This window comes from Enterobacter sp. Taxon_2, from assembly GCF_058355295.1.
Genome location: NZ_CM178024.1, coordinates 2,924,802 through 2,942,851 on the forward strand (window position 1 = coordinate 2,924,802; position 18,050 = coordinate 2,942,851).

Sequence of the window (18,050 nt, forward strand, 5' to 3'; positions counted from 1 at the left end):
CCCGGCTTATTAGGGTTCCTGGCGTTACTTCAGGTATTCCCCACTGCGCAGCGCTTCAATACGTTTATCCAGTGGCGGGTGAGACATAAACAGCTCGCTCAGCGATTTGGATTTACCGTTAATGCAGAAGGCCATCATGCTGTTCGCTTCCTGCGGCTCGTAGCTGGTTTTCAGACGCTGCAGCGCGGCAATCATCTTCTCACGACCAACCAGTTTCGCAGAGCCGGCATCCGCGTGGAATTCACGGTGACGAGAGAACCACATGGTGATGATGCTGGCCAGAATACCGAATACCAGTTCCAGAACCATCGACACGGCGAAGTAGATCAGCGGGTTGCCGTTGCTCTCTTCACCTTCGTCGCGGTTGCCACCCATAAAGCCAGCCGCAATCTGCGCCAGGATACGGGAGATGAAGATCACGAAGGTGTTCACCACACCCTGAATCAGGGTCATGGTCACCATGTCACCGTTGGCGATATGGCTGATTTCGTGGGCAATAACCGCTTCAGCTTCGTCACGGCTCATGTTCTGCAGCAGACCGGTGCTGACGGCAACCAGTGACGCATCGCGACGGGCGCCCGTGGCGAACGCGTTGATGTCCGGAGCATGGTAAATGGCCACCTGCGGCATGGCGATGCCGGCCTGACGGGATTGCTGAGCCACCGTATTCATCAGCCACTGTTCCATATCGTTACGCGGCTGTTCAATAACCTCACCACCCACCGATTTCAGTGCCATCCACTTCGACATCAGCAGGGAGATGAACGAGCCACCAAAACCAAACAGCAGCGCCATAATCAACAGACCCTGAACGCTGCTCGACTGAATTCCTGTCAGGCTTAGCACGAGCCCGAAAACCACCATGACCGCCAGGTTGGTGAGCAGGAAGAGCGCGATTCGCATCATAATTTTCTTTTTACCTCAGTTTAACAAAACGCACTATGCGATTACCCACATCGTATGGGTATTGCGGCTATTTTCAAGCATCCGACGGGCGTAAGTCACCAGAAAGACACAACTTTACACAATTGGAAATCTGGCTGACGGAAGGATGAAGAACAAAAAGAAACAGGCACAATTTCTTGTGCCTGTTGGGCGATTATTTTGCCGGAGCGGGCTGTACGGCAGGTTTCTCTTTTTCCTGATTCGCCAGGTCGAGAGCGATATGTACCGTCTCATCCAGATACGGATCCGGCTCCTGGTAATCTTTTGGCAGATCGTCCAGTTTTTTGAGCAGTGGCTTGCCTTCACGCTTGAAGCGATCGTTGATACGCGCCAGGCGGGTTGCATCGTCTTCGTTGTTCTCTTTCTCACGCTGTGCGTAGTTCAGAGAAACGATATTCCGCTTATCTTTCAGGGCATTGAAGCGTGCGATGTCCTTCATGATGTACTGGAATTCCGGATCTTTCGCGATGCGGTCGTTATGCGCTTTCAGCAGTTCAGGGCCAAATTGCGTCATATCACCCGCTTTCACGTAGGTCGCGGCATTGATGCTGTCCCACGGTAACGCGTTATCTTCAAACTTCTCGCCGGTTTCCGTCTCTTCCGTGCCTGTCGGCATCATAATGTCCGGCGTTACGCCCTTACGCTGCGTACTGCCGCCATTCACGCGGTAGAATTTCTGAATGGTGTACTGAACCGAGCCCAGTGCAGGCCATTCCGGACGCAGCATTTGATCGTAGATACGATTAAGAGAACGATACTGCTGAACGGTGCCTTTCCCGAAGGTTGGCTCACCGACGATCAGCGCACGGCCATAATCCTGCATGGCAGCGGCAAAGATCTCAGACGCGGAAGCACTGAAGCGGTCAACCAGGACCACCAGCGGGCCTTTGTAGTAGACCACACCGTCGTTGTCGGCATCTTCACGCACTTTACCGTTGTTATCGCGCACCTGCACCACGGGACCCGATGGAATGAACAGACCAGAGAGTGAAACCGCTTCCGTCAGCGCTCCGCCGCCGTTACTGCGCAGGTCGATGATAATGCTGCTGACGTTCTGCTTTTCAAGCTTCTGCAGCTGAACTTTCACATCGTCAGTCAGCCCAACGTAGAAGCCAGGAATATCCAGGACACCCACCTTCTCTTTACCCACGGTTTTCACCGACATTTTCACCGCGCGGTCTTCCAGACGGATACGCTCGCGGGTCAGGGTAACGATACGGGTTTTGGTGCCTTTTCCGGCTGGCAGGACTTCCAGACGAACTTTGCTGCCTTTCGGACCTTTGATCAGCGCAACCACGTCATCAAGACGCCAGCCGATCACGTCGACCATGTTCTGTCCGGTTTGTCCTACACCCACAATACGATCGCCTACGCTAATCGCTTTGCTTTTGGATGCCGGGCCGCCCGCAACCATCGAATTGATCACCGTGTAATCATCGTCCATCTGCAGCACCGCGCCGATACCTTCAAGAGACAGGCTCATCTCGGTATTGAACTGTTCGGTGTTGCGTGGAGAGAGATAGTTGGTGTGCGGATCGATTTCGTGAGCAAAGGCCGTCATGGCCAGCGAGAAGACATCCTCACTGTTGGTCTGCGCCAGACGACGAATGGCGAATTTGTAACGACGCGTCAGCGTGTCACGGATCTCTTTTTCGTCTTTGCCGGTAAGCTTAAGGCTCAGTTCATCGTATTTAACTTTACCGTCCCACAGCGCATTCAACTCGGCTTCATCTTTCGGCCAGGGTGCTTTACTGCGATCCAGATTAAAGGTGTCGTTGCCGGTGAAGTCCATCGGACGTTCCAGCACTTTCAGCGCGTACTGATAGCGTTCGAAGCGGCGCTTTTGCGACAGATTGTAGAGATCGTAGAACAGATCCAGCTTGCCTGAGCGCAACTCATCACCCACCTCGGATTTGCGCTTAGCGAACTGCTCGACATCGCTGGCGAGCAAAACGTTATGGCTGTAATCCAGCAAGTTCAGATAGCGGTCAAAGATTTTGGCCGAAAAGGCCTGATCGAGATCGAACTGACGATAGTGCGAGCGGGTAAAACGTGAGGTCACGCGCTCGCTCACCGTCGCGTGCTGCGTCTCTTCCTTGAGAACCGGAATTTGATCAACACGCGTGATATCGTCCACTGCAAAAGCGTGACCTGTTATGGCAAACAGGCCCGCCAGCGCGGTGAGCTTAAAAAAAGTGTTCATGCCAGGCTTGGCCTCCGTTTCAGAACAACAAGTGTTCTGCGCGTACAATCATTGACATACCAGAAGTCAGCTGTACACGAACGCCATCTTTGGTGATTTCCAGTACGGTGGCGTCCATAGCATTGTTACCCGCTTTTACCTTCAGCGCCTGACCTACGCTCAGGGCGTTAATGTCAGAAACCGGCGTATGGCGCGGCTCTTCACGAGGGGCACGCGGGGCTTTTGCTGCTGGTTTGTCTGCACGCGGTTTGCGATCGTTATTATCGTTACGACGCGGCGCAGGGCGTGGTTTACGCTCACGACGAGGCGCTTCTTCCTGGCCGTTTGCCGCGGCGGCTTCGCGCTTTTTCGCCTGCTGTTCTGCACGTTGTGCCTGAACGCGTGCTTTGGCTTCTTCGAGCTGCTTGCGCGCGTGCTCAACGTGCTGCTCGTCCAGCTCACCACACGGGTTGCCGTCGAGATCCACGCGGGTCGCGCCAGCTTTGATACCGTACAGGTAACGCCAGCTCGAAGTATAAAGACGTAAGGCGGAACGCAGCTGAGTTTTGCTGAGGTTCATTTCCCCTTCAACACGTGCCACCAGATCCTGAAAAATACCGACTTTCAGGGGACGCGCTTCACCTTCCGCGCTGAAGCACTGCGGGAAACGCTCGGCCAGAAATGCGATAACTTCTTTACTGCTATTCAACTTAGGTTGATTTTCCATGAAATTTCCTGATTACAACGGACGTTGCCAACAAGCGCAGGCATGAACAGGCGTCATTATAATGACGCTATCAGTAAATGCTACGTTATCCGTTGATTATCCTGCGACGCTCGCAAAGAATTTTTGATAATCGGTTGCCGCGAGGACGTTTTCCAGATTAGCCACCAGCTCGCGCAGCCCCTGTTCGTCCTCGGTTGTAAAGCGACTGAAGACCGTACTGTCGATATCCAGAACGCCAATAATCTGATTTTTGACCACCAGAGGCAGAACGATTTCAGAATTACTGGCGGCATCGCAGGCAATGTGCCCGTCAAATGCATGAACATCTTCCACACGCTGGACCTGATTCTCGGCCACCGCCGTACCGCATACGCCGCGCCCTACCGGAATACGCACGCAGGCCAGTTTGCCCTGGAACGGACCGAGCACCAGCGTTTCACCTTCCAGAAGGTAAAAGCCGGCCCAGTTCACCTCAGAGAGACGTTCAAACAGCAATGCGCTAGTATTTGCCAGAGTGGCTAAGAAGCTGGTCTCACCCGCCATCAATGCCTTAAAATCGCGGTTCAGATCCGCGTAGAATTCTGTTTTGTTCATTATTCAATCACTTAGTTGTCTTACAAATTTACCGCATAGCCTATTAAAATAAGCATTAAATGCGCTCATGCTCAAGATGAATCCGTTCATGAGTTATTATAACTTTCAACAATACTTATTTGTGCGCAGCTGATGGCCTTAAAAACAACCAAAATTACGCCGAAAAGAAAGATAACTGTCCATACGGTAAGCGAAGCTTTGCCACGTGCACATTATCAGCGTTGCCCCCAGTGCGATACGCTTTTTATGTTGCCGAAGATGAAATCGCACCAAAGTGCCTTCTGTCCCCGCTGCGACGCCAAAATTCGCGATGGCCGAGACTGGTCGTTAACCCGTCTCGCCGCCATGGCCGTCACCATGCTGCTGCTGATGCCCTTCGCCTGGAGCGAACCGCTGCTGAAACTCTACCTGCTTGGCGTGCGCATTGACGCCAACGTGCTGCAGGGTATCTGGCAGATGACCCGTCAGGGCGATCCCATCACCGCCGCCATGGTGCTGTTCTGCACCGTTGGCGCGCCGCTGGTGCTGGTTGCCGCCATTGCCTATCTTTGGTTTGGCAATATCCTCGGCATGAACCTTCGCCCGGTGCTGCTGATGCTGGATAAGCTCAAAGAGTGGGTGATGCTGGATATTTATCTGGTGGGCGTGGGCGTTGCGTCAATAAAGGTACAGGACTACGCCTTTTTGCAGCCCGGTATCGGGCTCTTTGCTTTCATCTGCCTGGTATTGCTAAGCATCCTGACGCTGATTCACCTGAACGTTGAGCAGCTCTGGGAACGGTTTTACCCTCAGCGCCCCGCTACACGCCCCGATGAAAATCTGCGCGTCTGTCTGGGATGCCACTATACCGGCTTACCCGACGCGCGTGGACGCTGCCCGCGGTGCCACATTCCGCTGAGACTGCGGCGCAACAACAGCCTGCAAAAATGCTGGGCCGCGCTGATCGCCTCCCTGGTGTTTCTGATCCCAGCCAATATGCTGCCGATTTCTATCATTTACGTGAATGGCGGGCGTCAGGAGGATACTATCCTCTCCGGGATTATCTCCCTTGCACACAGTAACGTCGGGGTGGCGGCGATCGTCTTTATTGCCAGTATCCTGGTTCCCTTTACCAAAGTGGTGGTGATGTTTACCCTGCTCATCAGCATTCACTTTAAATGTGAACAAGGCTTACGAACACGCATTCTGCTTCTGCGGTTCGTCACCTGGATTGGCCGCTGGTCAATGTTAGATCTGTTCGTGATTTCGCTGATGATGTCGCTCATCAATCGCGACCAGCTACTTGCTTTTACAATGGGACCCGCGGCTTTTTATTTCGGCTCTGCGGTGATATTGACTATTCTTGCTGTGGAATGGCTGGATAGCCGCTTACTTTGGGATGCACATGAGTCAGGAAACCCCCGCTTCGTCGACTGAAGCGAGAATTAAAACAAAACGCCGCATTTCGCCATTCTGGTTGCTGCCCGTCATCGCCCTGATGATTGCAGGCTGGCTTATCTGGACGAGCTATGAAGATCGCGGGAGTACGGTCACCATTGATTTCCAGACCGCGGACGGCATCGTCGCCGGGCGAACGCCCGTTCGCTTCCAGGGGGTTGAAGTAGGTACGGTTCAGGACATCTCCCTTGGAAAAGGGCTGAACAAGATTCAGGTGCGGGTCAGTATTAAATCTGACATGCAGGATGCCCTGCGCAGCGAAACGCAGTTCTGGCTGGTGACGCCTAAAGCCTCTCTGGCCGGCGTGTCCGGGCTGGATGCGCTCGTGGGCGGTAACTATATTGGCATGATGCCGGGTAAAGGCGAGCCGCAGGATCACTTTGTTGCTCTGGATACGCAGCCTAAGTACCGCCTCAATAACGGCGATTTGATGATCCATCTGCAGGCGCCGGATCTCGGTTCTCTGAACAGTGGCTCACTGGTCTATTTCCGCAAAATCCCGGTTGGCCGCGTGTACGACTACGCGATTAACCCGAATAAACAGGGCGTCACCATCGACGTGCTGATCGAGCGTCGCTTCACCAATCTGGTGAAAAAAGGCAGCCGCTTCTGGAACGTCTCCGGCGTGGATGCGGATCTCAGCCTGAGCGGTGCGAAAGTGAAGCTGGAGAGTCTGGCCGCGCTGGTGAATGGCGCTATTGCCTTTGACTCCCCGGAAAACTCAAGCCCTGCCACCGCTGATGACTCATTTGGATTGTATGCTGACCTGGCGCACAGCCAGCGCGGCGTGATCGTCAAACTCGCCCTGCCCGATGCTAAAGGGCTAAAAGCGGGCTCAACGCCGCTGATGTATCAGGGATTGCAGGTTGGTCAGCTCACCAAAATGACGCTCAACCCGGGCGGCTCGGTCACCGGCGAAATGACGGTCGACCCGAGCGTGGTCGATCTCCTGCGCGAGAAAACGCGTATCGAAATGCGCAGTCCAAAGCTCTCTCTGAACGATGCCAGCCTCAGCACGCTGTTGACCGGCAATACGTTTGAGCTCATCCCCGGTGAAGGTGAACCCAGCAATAGCTTCGTGATTGCCCCGGCGGATAAAGCTCTGTTGCAAAAACCGGGCGTGGTGACGGTTACCCTGAATGCGCCAGAAAGTTACGGTATCGAAGCCGGACAGCCGCTAATTTTACACGGCGTGCAGGTCGGTCAGGTGCTGGAGCGTAAGCTCTCCGCGGATGGCGTGACGTTCTCGGTCGCCATCGATCCGCAATACAGCGACCTGGTGCACGGTGACAGCAAATTCGTGGTGAACAGTCGCGTCGATGTGAAGGTCGGTCTGGACGGCGTGGAGTTCCTCGGCGCCAGCGCCAGCGAATGGGTGAACGGCGGCATCCGTATTTTGCCTGGCGATAAAGGCCCCGTGCGCGACAGCTATCCGCTGTATGCCAACCTGGAGAAAGCGATTGAAAACAGCCTGAGCGATCTTCCGACCACCACGCTGACGCTAAGCGCCGAAACGCTGCCGGACGTACAGGCGGGATCCGTGGTGCTTTATCGCAAGTTTGAAGTCGGGGAAGTGATCACCGTTCGCCCGCGTGCGGACGCCTTTGATATCGAACTGCACATCAAGCCGGAGTACCGCAAGCTGCTGACGCCAAACAGCGTCTTCTGGGCCGAAGGCGGCGCGAAAGTTCAGCTTAACGGTAACGGGCTGACCGTGCAGGCCTCCCCGCTCTCACGCGCGCTGCGCGGGGCGATTAGCTTCGATAATCTCAGCGGCGCGGGTGCGAATTTGCGCAAAGGTGATAAGCGTATTCTCTTCCCGTCCGAAACCGCCGCACGTGCAGTGGGCGGACAGATAACCCTGCACGCGTTTGATGCCGGTAAGCTGGCGGAAGGCATGCCAATTCGCTATCTGGGTATTGATATCGGGCAGATCCAGAAGCTGACGCTGATTACCTCGCGTAACGAGGTGCAGGCCACTGCCGTGCTTTATCCGGAATATGTGCAGACCTTCGCCCGCACGGGCTCGCGCTTCTCGGTGGTCACGCCGCAGATCTCGGCCGCGGGCGTTGAGCATCTCGACACCATTTTGCAGCCGTACATCAACGTTGAGCCCGGCCAGGGCAATGCCCGTCGCGATTTCGAGCTGCAGGAAGCCACGATCACCGACTCGCGCTACCTTGGCGGCCTGAGCATCGTGGTGGAAGTGCCGGAAGCAGGCTCGCTGAACATCGGCACACCGGTACTGTTCCGCGGCATTGAGGTGGGTACGGTCACGGGCCTGACGCTCGGTACACTCTCCGACCGCGTGATGGTGGCGTTACGCATCAGCGAACGCTACCAGCACCTGGTTCGAAATAACTCGGTATTCTGGCTGGCATCCGGCTACTCGCTGGACTTCGGCCTGACGGGTGGCGTGGTGAAAACCGGCACCTTCAACCAGTTCATTCGCGGCGGTATCGCGTTTGCCACGCCGCCGGGAACGCCGCTGGCGCCGAAAGCGCAGCCAGGTAAACACTTCCTGCTGCTCGAAAGCGAACCGAAAGAGTGGCGCGAATGGGGAACCGCCCTGCCACGTTAAACAGCAAGGCTCCGGTGTCAACGCACCGGAGCCTTTATGTTACACTGCGCACCTGAACTTTTCCCTGTGGTGTGCCCGTGGCTCAAAACTCCGTATTTCTTCCTGAACAATTCCTGGCGCAGATGCGCGAGGCGCTTCCTTCTCACCTGTCGTTAGACGATTTTATCGCCGCCTGCCAGCGTCCGTTACGCCGAAGTATTCGCGTCAACACGTTGAAAATCAGCGTCGATGATTTTCTGGCACTGGTCTCGCCGTACAGCTGGCAGCTTACGCCGGTACCGTGGTGTGCTGAGGGGTTCTGGATCGAACGCGATGACGAAGCCTCACTCCCGCTGGGCAGTACCGCTGAACATCTGAGCGGTCTGTTCTATATTCAGGAAGCCAGCTCGATGCTGCCGGTTGCCGCCCTGTTCGCCGATGGCAACGCACCTGAGCGCGTGATGGATGTTGCCGCAGCGCCCGGCTCAAAAACCACGCAAATTGCCGCCCGGATGGGTAACCGGGGGGCGATCCTTGCTAATGAGTTTTCCGCCAGCCGCGTGAAGGTGCTGCATGCCAACATCAGCCGCTGCGGTATTCATAATGTTGCACTGACGCACTTCGACGGACGCGTGTTTGGCGCCGCCCTACCGGAAGCCTTCGATGCCATTCTGCTGGACGCCCCTTGCTCCGGCGAAGGGGTGGTGCGCAAAGATCCCGATGCGTTAAAGAACTGGTCCGTGGAAAGCAACCTGGAGATCGCCGCCACGCAGCGAGAGCTGATCGAGAGCGCATTTCACGCTTTGCGCCCTGGCGGCACGCTGGTCTATTCAACGTGCACCTTAAACCGCGATGAAAACGAAGACGTTTGCCTGTGGTTGAAAGCGAACTACCCGGATGCGGTCGAGTTCCTGCCGCTAAACGATCTGTTTGCCTCAGCACAAGAGGCTGTCACCCCCGAAGGTTTCCTCCACGTGTTCCCGCAGATTTACGACTGCGAAGGGTTCTTTGTGGCGCGTCTGCGTAAAACGCAGGCGGTTGCTCCCCTGCCCGCACCTAAATTCAAGGTCGGCAACTTCCCGTTTGCCCCTCTTAAAGGTCGCGATGCAGCACAGCTTGAAGCCGCCGCCAAAAAGGTTGGGCTGGTCTGGGATGAGAGCCTGCGCCCCTGGATGCGTGATAAAGAGATATGGCTGTTCCCGGCACAGATTGAGCCGCTCATCGGAAAGGTCCGTTTTTCCCGGATCGGGATCCGCCTGGCGGAAGTGCATAATAAAGGGTATCGCTGGCAGCATGAGGCCGTTATCGCCCTTGCCGGACGCGAGAATACCTTTGCCCTGACGCATCAGGAAGCGGAAGAGTGGTACCGCGGTCGCGATGTTTATCCCGAAAACACGCCGTCAGGCGATGAAGTGATAGTGACGTATCAGGGATACCCGCTGGGGCTGGCAAAAAAAGTCGGCTCAAGGCTGAAAAACAGCTATCCGCGCGAGTTGGTTCGGGATGGTCGGCTGTTTACCGGTAACGATCGCACTGCCTGAAAAAAAGCGCATTTTTTTACTGGCGATTTTGCTCTCCTTGTCTACGATCAAAAATGGGTGACTGCACTGGTCATACCAGATTTTGACAACCGACCCGGAGAGCACTATGACGAAAACCAGCGTGCGTATTGGCGCTTTTGAGATCGACGACGCAGAGCTGCGCGGCGAAGCACAAGGCGATCGAACGTTAAGTATTCCCTGCAAATCCGACCCGGATTTGTGCATGCAGCTCGATGCATGGGATGCAGATACCAGCGTCCCGGCAATACTTGATGGCGAACACTCTGTCCTTTACCGTGAGCATTACGATAGTAAAACCGATGCCTGGGTCATGCGTCTTGCCTGACCTAAAGAGAACCCGCCCGAAGGCGGGTTATTTATTACTGCAGCTGCGCCAGCGTAAAGTAACCGTCAAATACGGCGCCCGTATCAATGTAGTGAAGATTGTCAAAATCATACCTTCTGTCGACGGGCGTATGTCCGAACCAGAAATGATCTGCACCGCTGATGCCCTGCCCTTTGCCCACCATAAACCCCATCAACCGATCGCGGTCCCATAAAACGCGATGGGCACTGACCGGTTTTTGCCAGCGGTATTCCGCTGCCGGATAATCCGCATGGGCAATCACGTTCAGACCGTTCGCACAGGTTATCTCAATGATATGCGGTAAATCGCGACAGGCCTCGAGCAACGACAGCGCAAGCTGTTGCTGGTCGCGTTCAAGCTGCGCAAACCACATTCCGCCATTCATCATCCAGAGAGAAAAATCGTTATTATCCAGACCGTCGAGCGCCATTTGCTCATGGTTGCCCCGCACGGCACGAAACCATTTTTCATGAATTAACTGCAAGCATTTCACGCTATCAGGTCCACGATCGATCATATCCCCAACGGAAATAAGCAAATCCTCATACGGGTTAAAATGACGGCGTTTAAGCTCCTCCATAAGCCACTGATAACAGCCGTGTATATCGCTGACAACCCAGACGTGACGCCACTCGCCACCTTCAATTCGCTGATACATAGGACCTCCTTTTAACAGTATAGCTACCGCAGAAAAGCCCACTGACAGGCGCGGTCCTCACGAAGTGAAACAAACGGTAAACCAAACAGAAATAAAGATCCTCGCGCTATTAATCCCTTTTTATTGACTCTTTAGAATAAGGCTAGAAAAAAAAGAGGGGTCTTCACGTGTCTAATACGCACCTGCATAACGATGTTTTTTATCCGCATCGCACAAATATTATTTCCGAGCTGGTGAACGGTAAACGCGTGCCGGGGCCAATCTGGCGGAAACGCGAATATCGCCTGAAGTTCCTTTTACGCTCGCTTCTGTTCTGGTCTTCTACCCATCGCATGCTGGAAGCCCTTTCTGGTCGCGACGATTTCGACAAACTGCTGGCCTCTCAAATTACATTGCCGAGCAAAACCCACCGGCAGTACCTGATGCGCGGCCTGACGGCTAACGATCGCGCCGACGCTATCGTTAGCCATTATTACTGGATTGATAGCCTGAAAGAGAGCGGCCTCGCCCAGTCCCTGACCAGCCCGCAGGAGCAACCCGTTGCGCAGTTCCATGCCAAAGACGGTGTTATCTATACGGTCAATGCGTCCTCTGCGGGTAAAGCCGAGCGAGAAGGCGAAAGCACACTGTGGCTTCGCGACAACGAGGATACGCTGCTGGCCAGCCTGACCTTTAGCGTCGCACGCAGCAACGGTCAGCAAGTCATGGTCATCGGCGGCCTTCAGGGACCTCGTCGCTGCGTATCGCGAGACGTCATTAAACAGGCCACCCGCGCCTGCCACGGCCTGTTCCCTAAGCGCGTGTTGATGGAAGTCCTCTTCCAGCTGGCCGTGCACTCCTCTGTCCGGGCGATTTTTGCCGTCAGCGATGAGGGACACGTTTTCCGCGCGTTACGCTATCGCCTCAGCAAAGGCCGCCATTTTCATGCAAGCTACGATGAGTTTTGGGGATCTCTGGGCGGTAAAAAGCTTTCGGCCTTCTGCTGGCAGTTGCCGTTGCACATGGAGCGTAAATCCCTGGAAGAGATTGCCAGTAAAAAACGTGCCGAATACCGCCGTCGCTTTGAGCTGCTTGACGAAATAGAAGTATCCGTTAAGTCCCGCTTCTAATGATGACTCTTGCTTTATCTGACTGCACACAAAAATTTAACAAAACAGGCAAAAAGGGCTGGACTTCCGCATGCTGTGTTGTGTTATGTTTTAGCAGGACGTACAGGACGTACGCGCTGTATGGAAAAGATAGCGTTGGGATTACTCGTTTACTTTCATACAGATAAAAAGAGACCGAATACGATTCCTGTATTCGGTCCAGGGAAATGGCTCTTGGGAGAGAGCCGTGCGCTAAAAGTTGGCATTAATGCAGGCTAAGTCGCCTTGCCTTTTAAGAATAGATGACGACGCCAGGTTTTCCAGTCCACAGCTAAAGCGGTCGGAAAAAAAGCGCCAGAGCATCATAAAATGTGAAAAACCGCAGTGCTTTCGCAAGCATCTGCGGTTTTTTATTGGAAACCTGAGCGTTAGCAGAGCTTGTCGGCACGCTCGATAAACGGCGCCAGACTCATCTTTTGTCCCGGATGCGCCGGGTCATCGATCTGAATAATGCTGATCGGCTGGCCGCTACTCTTGCCGCTGGCTACCTGCTGCTCTGCGGTATCATTTAACGGGTATTGCACCAGCGTGCTCGGGTTAATGGCATACAGCGCATGGCCCGGACGGCAGGTCAGCATCACCTCTTCGCGATTGAACGCCCATTTGTCCTTACCGACTTCAAAACGGCTGACGGTAATAACCTGCGGTGCGGCAAGCGCGCTCCCCGTGCAGGCCAGCAATATGAGAGAAAGTACTGTCTTTTTCATATGATATTTAACCTTGTCAGAAGGGTTCCCAGGTAGCGAACAGACTGACCGTTGCCAGTACCAGCGCGCCCAGCACCACTTCTGCCTGTGTCATCCTGATAAAAATCTGTTGTGCTCGCCCGGTCTCCGGACGAAACCGTGGCACCAGAAAATACCGATTTGCCAGCGCAATTACCACCATCAACGCCACCAGCGCACATTTGAACAACAAAAACTGCACGTAGCCAGCCTGCCAGGGTACATGGACGCCCAGTATCATGAGCGCATTTATCACGCCGGTGAGCAGCACGCCCGCAACGGCGTAATGCCCCACACGCGAGAAGCGCATCATGGTATAGATGGCGGCATTCTGCCAGCGTCCTTTCGACAGACGCATGCAGAACAACAGGGGCAGCAATCCGCCAAGCCAGGCTGCCGCGCAGATCAGGTGAAAAGCATAGTTAAGCCGCTGCAATGACCCCATCGGACCGTCGTTCATCGCCGCGTGACCTACCCCAGCCAGCAGGATAAGCTGGCCCATGGCGAGCAGCAGCAGCCGCGACCCCTTCAGCGGCGCGAGCCATGCCGCACCGACCGTCATCACAGCAAGAATAATTTGCCACAGCCAGACGCCACCAAACTGTGTCCTCAGTACGCCATACCAGACCTGCGGAGCAAATACATCGCCCCAGCCGTTACCCATCAGTCCGCCCTGAAGCATAAACATCAGGAGTGCAGCCGCCAGGCTCAACAAGGCAGCAACTTTCTGCTGCAGCTGGAAACGCCGGGACATCAGTCGCTGGAGAGAGGAAGGCGCAAACCAGACGCTGTAAAGCGCATTACCAAAAACCAGCATCAGCGCCCCGAAATGGATAAAGCGCAACCCGATATAACACAGCGCCAGCATGCTATTTCACGCTAAAGTGATAGCTGCCTTTGGTTTTATGACCGTCTACGGAGACGACATGCCAGTCCACCTGGTACGTCCCTGACGTCAGCGTTTGTTCCAGCGGAACGGTGAGTTGCGCCTTGTTCTTTTCGTCTCGCGTAGCGGTACCCGTTTTGATGACCTGCTTTTGCACGTCCGTCACCACCACACCGCTAAATCCAGGTTCGATACCTTCCGAAAAATTCAGCGTCAGTGCCTGCGGTGCGGTCACTACGCTGTCTGCTGCCGGGATCTGCTGTGTAAGATGTGCATGTGCCAGCACGGAGGGTGTCATCATCGTTGAAGCCACAAAAACCAGTGCGCATACCGCGCGGGAGGTGGAGAAACCCATCGCAATCATTCCTTTTTGTTATGTCTGTAAGCTAAAGAATAACGCTGTATAATAAGCGAGTCGAGGAACATCCTGCCTCCGCTTGTCATCGTCGTGCAATCGCGGTAACGTTGCCGCCGCAGAAAAAGGAGAAGGAAATGAAGATCAATCTGGCCGCCCTTCCGCAGGACGAGATGGATAAAGTAAATGTCGATCTCGCTGCCGCTGGCGTCGCGTTTAAAGAGCGTTACAACATGCCTGTCGTGGCTGAAGTCGTTGAACGGGAACAGCCCGCCCATCTGCGCGACTGGTTTCGCGAAAGATTAATCGCCCACCGTCTCGCCTCGGTTAACCTCTCCCGTTTACCGTACGAACCTAAAGTTAAATAAGCTTAACGAGTCGTTACACTTCCTTACGCGGAATCTGGCAGGATAAGAAAACCCTGATAAATTTAGGTGTATTCTTAAATCTCTGCGACTCAGTGTATAAGGAAGTCACGATGTCACATTGGAATATAGCGGCAGCTCAGTATGGCGGTCAGCACCAGAGTGTGGATGACCATGTTACGCACCACCTGCGCTTCATCGCCGAAGCAGCACGGCAGCGCTGTGATTTGCTGGTCTTCCCTGAACTCTCATTAACGGGCTCAGGCGCACCGACGTTACCTCCCCCACCCGATGACGCCCAGCTGGAACCGCTGCTTGACGCGGCACATTTTTACCGGATTACCGTGATTGCCGGGCTCCCCCTGGAACGGAATGGTCAACGCCAGAAAGGCCTCGCGCTCTTCACGCCCGCCCGTAACCGCATCCTGCGCTACCCGCAAGGTAGCGGTGCCAGCCTGGTGCCGGGGGATAAACACCTCAGCATTATTGATGCGCATGCTGATTCACCCAATCTCGATCCCAGAGCTTCGCTGTTTACCAGCAGTCAGTCCGTAGAGGATCACCGCTGGCGGCAGACCATCAGTACCCTGCAGCGCTTCGCGCATAAGTATGCTATTGCGGTGCTGATGGCGAACGCCTGCGGCGGCAGTGCGCTGTGGGATGAAAAAGGCCAACTGATCGTGCGCGCGGATAAGGGCGAGCTTCTGGTGACCGGTACGCTCGGCGGAGAGGGTTGGCAAGGCGATGTCATTCCTTTAGGCTAGGCGTTTTAAGCTCAGGAGTGTTTAATGCTGCGCGTCATCGATACCGAAACTTGCGATCTTCAGGGCGGAATAGTGGAAGTGGCCTCTGTCGACGTGGTTGATGGTAAAATCGTCAACCCAATGAGCCATCTGGTGCGTCCCGACCGCCCCATCAGCCCTCAGGCGATGGCTATCCATCGCATTACCGAATCGATGGTAGCGGATAAGCCGTGGATCGAAGAGATCATTCCGCACTACTACGGTAGCCCGTGGTACGTCGCGCATAACGCCAGTTTTGACCGCCGGGTGTTACCTGAAATGCCGGGGGAATGGATTTGTACCATGAAGCTGGCTCGTCGACTGTGGCCGGGGATTAAATACAGCAATATGGCGCTGTATAAATCCCGCAAGCTCAGCGTCAGAACGCCTGAGGGACTGCACCATCACCGCGCCCTGTATGACTGCTATATCACCGCCGCGTTACTGATAGATATTATGAATATCTCTGGCTGGACGCCGGATGATATGGCGACCATCACCGGCCGTCCTGCACTTCTGACCACATTTACCTTTGGTAAATATCGCGGGAAGCCGGTGTCCGAGGTGGCGGATAAAGACCCGGGCTATTTGCGCTGGCTGTATAACAACCTCGACAGAATGAGCCCGGAACTGCGCTTAACGCTGAAACATTATCTGGGCGACGCTTAACGCTCCGCACGGCCTGGCAGCGTCTCCTGCGCCAGGCCTATTAAAAAGGCATATTCCAGGGCAACTCCTTCGTAGGATTTAAATCGTCCCGATTTCCCGCCGTGACCGGAGTCCATATCGGTACACAGCAGCAGCAGGTTGTCATCGGTTTTCAGCTCCCGCAGTTTTGCCACCCATTTTGCCGGCTCCCAGTACTGCACCTGAGAATCATGCAAACCGGTGGTGACAAGCATATGCGGGTAGGCTTTCGCCTCCACGTTATCGTACGGGCTGTACGCTTTCATATAGCGGTAGTACATCTCATCCTGCGGATTCCCCCACTCTTCAAACTCCCCTGTCGTAAGCGGGATGGATTCATCGAGCATGGTCGTCACCACATCGACAAACGGAACCTGCGCGACAATCCCCTTAAAGCGGTCGGGACGCTGGTTGATCACCGCCCCCATCAGCATGCCGCCCGCGCTGCCGCCCATCCCAAAGCAAAGCTGCGGATCCCCGTAGCCCTGCTCAATCAGCGCATCGCAGACGTCGAGGTAGTCATTGAAGGTGTTTTTCTTTTTCAGGAATTTCCCGTCTTCATACCAGTGCTGCCCCAGTTCACCGCCACCGCGAATATGGGCGATGGCAAAAACAAAGCCGCGATCGAGCAGGCTTAACCGGCTGCTGCTGAAATCGGCGTCCATGCTTGAGCCATACGAGCCGTAACCGTATACCAGGATCGGGTTTTTGCCTTTCTGGAAGTGGGCTTTGTGATAGACGAGCGAGACGGGGACCTCGACGCCATCCCGGGCGGTGACCCACAGGTGCTCGCTGCGGTAGTTTTCAGACTCAAACCCTTTGACCTCGGTCTGTTTAATCACCTGACGCTGCCCGGTATCCATATCCAGCTCAAACAGGGTGTCCGGCGTGGTCATCGATGAGTAGCCGTAGCGCAGCCGCGAGGATTCAGGTTCAGGGTTGAAACCAATCCACGTCACATAGGCCGGGTCGTCGAACGCGATCCCCACCACTTCCCGCGTTTTACGGTTGATTTGCCGGATACTGGTCAGCCCGCGCTGACGCTCTTCCACCACCAGCCAGTCGGTAAACAGGGTGAACCCTTCAAGCATCACCTGATCCCGCGCGGGGATAAGCACCTCCCATTTGCGCTCATCGCGCACTTTTGTTTTATAGAGACCAAAGTTTTTGCCCTCGCGATTAGAGCGCAAATAAAAGCTGTGCTGGAAGTGATCCAGGCTGTACTCGTGATCCTTGCGGCGCGGCAGGAAACAGAGCGGCTGGGCGTCGGGAAGTTCGGCATCCAGCAGCAGAACTTCCGAGGTCGTCGCGCTGGCCAGGAAGATAATCACATAGTGGCGCGAGGAGGTTTTATGCAGGCTGACATAGAACGTTTCGTCTTTCTCTTCATAGACCAGCTCGTCGTCAGCGGAGTCTGTTCCCACGGTGTGTCGCCACACCTGATAAGGCAGCAGCGTCGAGGCGTGCTTTTTGACGTAGTAAACCGTCTCGGAATCATTCGCCCAGACAAAATCCGGGGAAACGTTTTCCAGCATTTCCGGATACCAGTTGCCGGTGTCCAGATTGCGAAAACGCAGGCCGTACTGGCGACGGGAGAGATAATCCTCCGCCAGCGCCATCACCGCGTTATCCGGCGAAATGGACATGCCGCCCAGAGTATAAAATTCGCTGTGGGCGGCGCGCTGGTTGGCATCCAGCAGAATATCCCACTCATCCCATTCGGCGCTTAATACCGACTGACGCTGGTAGATGGGATACTCATTGCCGGGCTCGTAAATATGGCGATAGCGATAGCCGTTTTTGGTCCAGGGCGCGGAGATATCACGCTGAGGAATACGCTGCACCATCTCATTCAGCAGTTGGTCCTGAAGCGTCTGCTGGCTGGACATGACCTTGCGGCCATAGTCGTTTTCCTCGTGCAGGTAGTCGAGTACCTCTGGCCGGGAGCGCGAATCGTCCCGCAGCCAGTAATAGTTGTCTATGCGCGTATCGCCATGCGTGGTGATCGCATAAGGAGTACGTCGGGCTTTCGGTGGCATGTCATCATTCTTTTAAGTTTTACACCCTATAAGGTTGGCAAAACCCACGCAT

General features: G+C 54.9%; 17 protein-coding genes. 8 read left to right on the top strand and 9 right to left on the bottom strand.

The window, feature by feature from the left end; all coding sequences use genetic code 11:
* Positions 1 to 24: 24 nt before the first annotated feature.
* From htpX to AC4IC4_RS13910, 4 genes are all read right to left on the bottom strand, one after another.
* Positions 25 to 906, bottom strand: coding sequence for a protease HtpX (gene htpX / locus AC4IC4_RS13895; protein ID WP_014884290.1), 882 nt, complete (start codon positions 904 to 906; stop codon positions 25 to 27).
* 193 nt (positions 907 to 1,099) lie between these two features.
* On the bottom strand, positions 1,100 to 3,148 hold the full coding sequence (gene prc, locus AC4IC4_RS13900; protein ID WP_024909720.1) for a carboxy terminal-processing peptidase: 2,049 nt from the start codon (positions 3,146 to 3,148) through the stop codon (positions 1,100 to 1,102).
* A 19-nt stretch (positions 3,149 to 3,167) separates the two neighbouring features.
* Positions 3,168 to 3,854 (bottom strand): RNA chaperone ProQ, encoded by a 687-nt coding sequence (proQ, locus tag AC4IC4_RS13905; RefSeq protein WP_014170612.1) that lies wholly within the window; start codon positions 3,852 to 3,854, stop codon positions 3,168 to 3,170.
* 96 nt (positions 3,855 to 3,950) lie between these two features.
* A complete protein-coding gene (locus AC4IC4_RS13910) occupies positions 3,951 to 4,448 on the bottom strand; it encodes a GAF domain-containing protein (protein WP_032647756.1) in 498 nt (165 codons plus the stop codon).
* Positions 4,449 to 4,580: 132 nt separating this feature from the next.
* Here AC4IC4_RS13910 and yebS point away from each other — a divergent pair, with 132 nt between their 5' ends.
* The 4 genes from yebS (at position 4,581) to AC4IC4_RS13930 (ending at position 10,332) form a co-directional block, all read left to right on the top strand.
* The gene (yebS, locus tag AC4IC4_RS13915) at positions 4,581 to 5,864 is read left to right on the top strand and encodes a membrane integrity lipid transport subunit YebS (RefSeq protein WP_491471343.1); all 1,284 of its coding nucleotides are present in this window, start codon (positions 4,581 to 4,583) and stop codon (positions 5,862 to 5,864) included.
* Positions 5,833 to 8,466 carry a PqiB family protein gene (locus AC4IC4_RS13920; protein WP_491471344.1) on the top strand — a complete coding sequence of 878 codons (2,634 nt, stop codon included), beginning with the start codon at positions 5,833 to 5,835 and terminating at the stop codon, positions 8,464 to 8,466. Before yebS ends, AC4IC4_RS13920 begins: the two co-directional genes overlap by 32 nt.
* A gap of 122 nt (positions 8,467 to 8,588) precedes the next feature.
* Positions 8,589 to 9,986: a 16S rRNA (cytosine(1407)-C(5))-methyltransferase RsmF gene (gene rsmF, locus AC4IC4_RS13925; protein WP_491472827.1), complete on the top strand. Its 1,398-nt coding sequence runs from the start codon at positions 8,589 to 8,591 to the stop codon at positions 9,984 to 9,986.
* Positions 9,987 to 10,092: 106 nt separating this feature from the next.
* A complete protein-coding gene (locus AC4IC4_RS13930; protein ID WP_008500472.1) occupies positions 10,093 to 10,332 on the top strand; it encodes a YebV family protein in 240 nt (79 codons plus the stop codon).
* A gap of 34 nt (positions 10,333 to 10,366) precedes the next feature.
* On the opposite strand, the gene pphA is transcribed toward AC4IC4_RS13930, so the two are convergent.
* Positions 10,367 to 11,011 (bottom strand): protein-serine/threonine phosphatase, encoded by a 645-nt coding sequence (gene pphA / locus AC4IC4_RS13935; protein ID WP_262808422.1) that lies wholly within the window; start codon positions 11,009 to 11,011, stop codon positions 10,367 to 10,369.
* Positions 11,012 to 11,178: 167 nt separating this feature from the next.
* Between pphA and AC4IC4_RS13940 the strand changes: the two genes are divergently transcribed.
* Positions 11,179 to 12,120, top strand: coding sequence for a VirK/YbjX family protein (locus tag AC4IC4_RS13940; RefSeq protein WP_491471345.1), 942 nt, complete (start codon positions 11,179 to 11,181; stop codon positions 12,118 to 12,120).
* 407 nt (positions 12,121 to 12,527) lie between these two features.
* Here AC4IC4_RS13940 and AC4IC4_RS13945 read toward each other — a convergent pair whose 3' ends face one another.
* The 3 genes from AC4IC4_RS13945 to yobA are packed head-to-tail and all read right to left on the bottom strand — an operon-like array spanning position 12,528 to position 14,125.
* Entirely contained in the window at positions 12,528 to 12,866 is a 339-nt protein-coding gene (locus AC4IC4_RS13945) for a YebY family protein (protein ID WP_024909705.1), read from the bottom strand.
* A 16-nt stretch (positions 12,867 to 12,882) separates the two neighbouring features.
* Positions 12,883 to 13,752: a copper homeostasis membrane protein CopD gene (gene copD / locus AC4IC4_RS13950; RefSeq protein WP_417927547.1), complete on the bottom strand. Its 870-nt coding sequence runs from the start codon at positions 13,750 to 13,752 to the stop codon at positions 12,883 to 12,885.
* A gap of 1 nt (position 13,753) precedes the next feature.
* A complete protein-coding gene (gene yobA / locus AC4IC4_RS13955) occupies positions 13,754 to 14,125 on the bottom strand; it encodes a CopC domain-containing protein YobA (protein ID WP_032647771.1) in 372 nt (123 codons plus the stop codon).
* A gap of 137 nt (positions 14,126 to 14,262) precedes the next feature.
* Here yobA and AC4IC4_RS13960 point away from each other — a divergent pair, with 137 nt between their 5' ends.
* From AC4IC4_RS13960 to exoX, 3 genes are all read left to right on the top strand, one after another.
* Complete coding sequence (locus AC4IC4_RS13960) at positions 14,263 to 14,493, top strand: DNA polymerase III subunit theta (protein ID WP_008500465.1); 231 nt, start codon at positions 14,263 to 14,265, stop codon at positions 14,491 to 14,493.
* 110 nt (positions 14,494 to 14,603) lie between these two features.
* Positions 14,604 to 15,254 (top strand): nitrilase-related carbon-nitrogen hydrolase, encoded by a 651-nt coding sequence (locus tag AC4IC4_RS13965; protein ID WP_491471346.1) that lies wholly within the window; start codon positions 14,604 to 14,606, stop codon positions 15,252 to 15,254.
* A gap of 24 nt (positions 15,255 to 15,278) precedes the next feature.
* Positions 15,279 to 15,941, top strand: a complete 663-nt coding sequence (exoX, locus tag AC4IC4_RS13970; RefSeq protein WP_010432611.1) for an exodeoxyribonuclease X — start codon at positions 15,279 to 15,281, stop codon at positions 15,939 to 15,941.
* Here exoX and ptrB read toward each other — a convergent pair.
* Positions 15,938 to 17,998, bottom strand: coding sequence for an oligopeptidase B (ptrB, locus tag AC4IC4_RS13975; RefSeq protein WP_491471347.1), 2,061 nt, complete (start codon positions 17,996 to 17,998; stop codon positions 15,938 to 15,940). The genes exoX and ptrB overlap by 4 nt on opposite strands.
* Positions 17,999 to 18,050 lie beyond the last annotated feature (52 nt).

Coding starts and splice junctions, on each gene's coding strand:
- htpX (WP_014884290.1), bottom strand. CDS start 906: ATGATGCGAATCGCGCTCTTCCTGCTCACCAACCTGGCGGTCATGGTG.
- prc (WP_024909720.1), bottom strand. CDS start 3,148: ATGAACACTTTTTTTAAGCTCACCGCGCTGGCGGGCCTGTTTGCCATA.
- proQ (WP_014170612.1), bottom strand. CDS start 3,854: ATGGAAAATCAACCTAAGTTGAATAGCAGTAAAGAAGTTATCGCATTT.
- AC4IC4_RS13910 (WP_032647756.1), bottom strand. CDS start 4,448: ATGAACAAAACAGAATTCTACGCGGATCTGAACCGCGATTTTAAGGCA.
- yebS (WP_491471343.1), top strand. CDS start 4,581: ATGGCCTTAAAAACAACCAAAATTACGCCGAAAAGAAAGATAACTGTC.
- AC4IC4_RS13920 (WP_491471344.1), top strand. CDS start 5,833: ATGAGTCAGGAAACCCCCGCTTCGTCGACTGAAGCGAGAATTAAAACA.
- rsmF (WP_491472827.1), top strand. CDS start 8,589: ATGCGCGAGGCGCTTCCTTCTCACCTGTCGTTAGACGATTTTATCGCC.
- AC4IC4_RS13930 (WP_008500472.1), top strand. CDS start 10,093: ATGACGAAAACCAGCGTGCGTATTGGCGCTTTTGAGATCGACGACGCA.
- pphA (WP_262808422.1), bottom strand. CDS start 11,011: ATGTATCAGCGAATTGAAGGTGGCGAGTGGCGTCACGTCTGGGTTGTC.
- AC4IC4_RS13945 (WP_024909705.1), bottom strand. CDS start 12,866: ATGAAAAAGACAGTACTTTCTCTCATATTGCTGGCCTGCACGGGGAGC.
- copD (WP_417927547.1), bottom strand. CDS start 13,752: ATGCTGGCGCTGTGTTATATCGGGTTGCGCTTTATCCATTTCGGGGCG.
- yobA (WP_032647771.1), bottom strand. CDS start 14,125: ATGGGTTTCTCCACCTCCCGCGCGGTATGCGCACTGGTTTTTGTGGCT.
- AC4IC4_RS13960 (WP_008500465.1), top strand. CDS start 14,263: ATGAAGATCAATCTGGCCGCCCTTCCGCAGGACGAGATGGATAAAGTA.
- AC4IC4_RS13965 (WP_491471346.1), top strand. CDS start 14,604: ATGTCACATTGGAATATAGCGGCAGCTCAGTATGGCGGTCAGCACCAG.
- exoX (WP_010432611.1), top strand. CDS start 15,279: ATGCTGCGCGTCATCGATACCGAAACTTGCGATCTTCAGGGCGGAATA.
- ptrB (WP_491471347.1), bottom strand. CDS start 17,998: ATGCCACCGAAAGCCCGACGTACTCCTTATGCGATCACCACGCATGGC.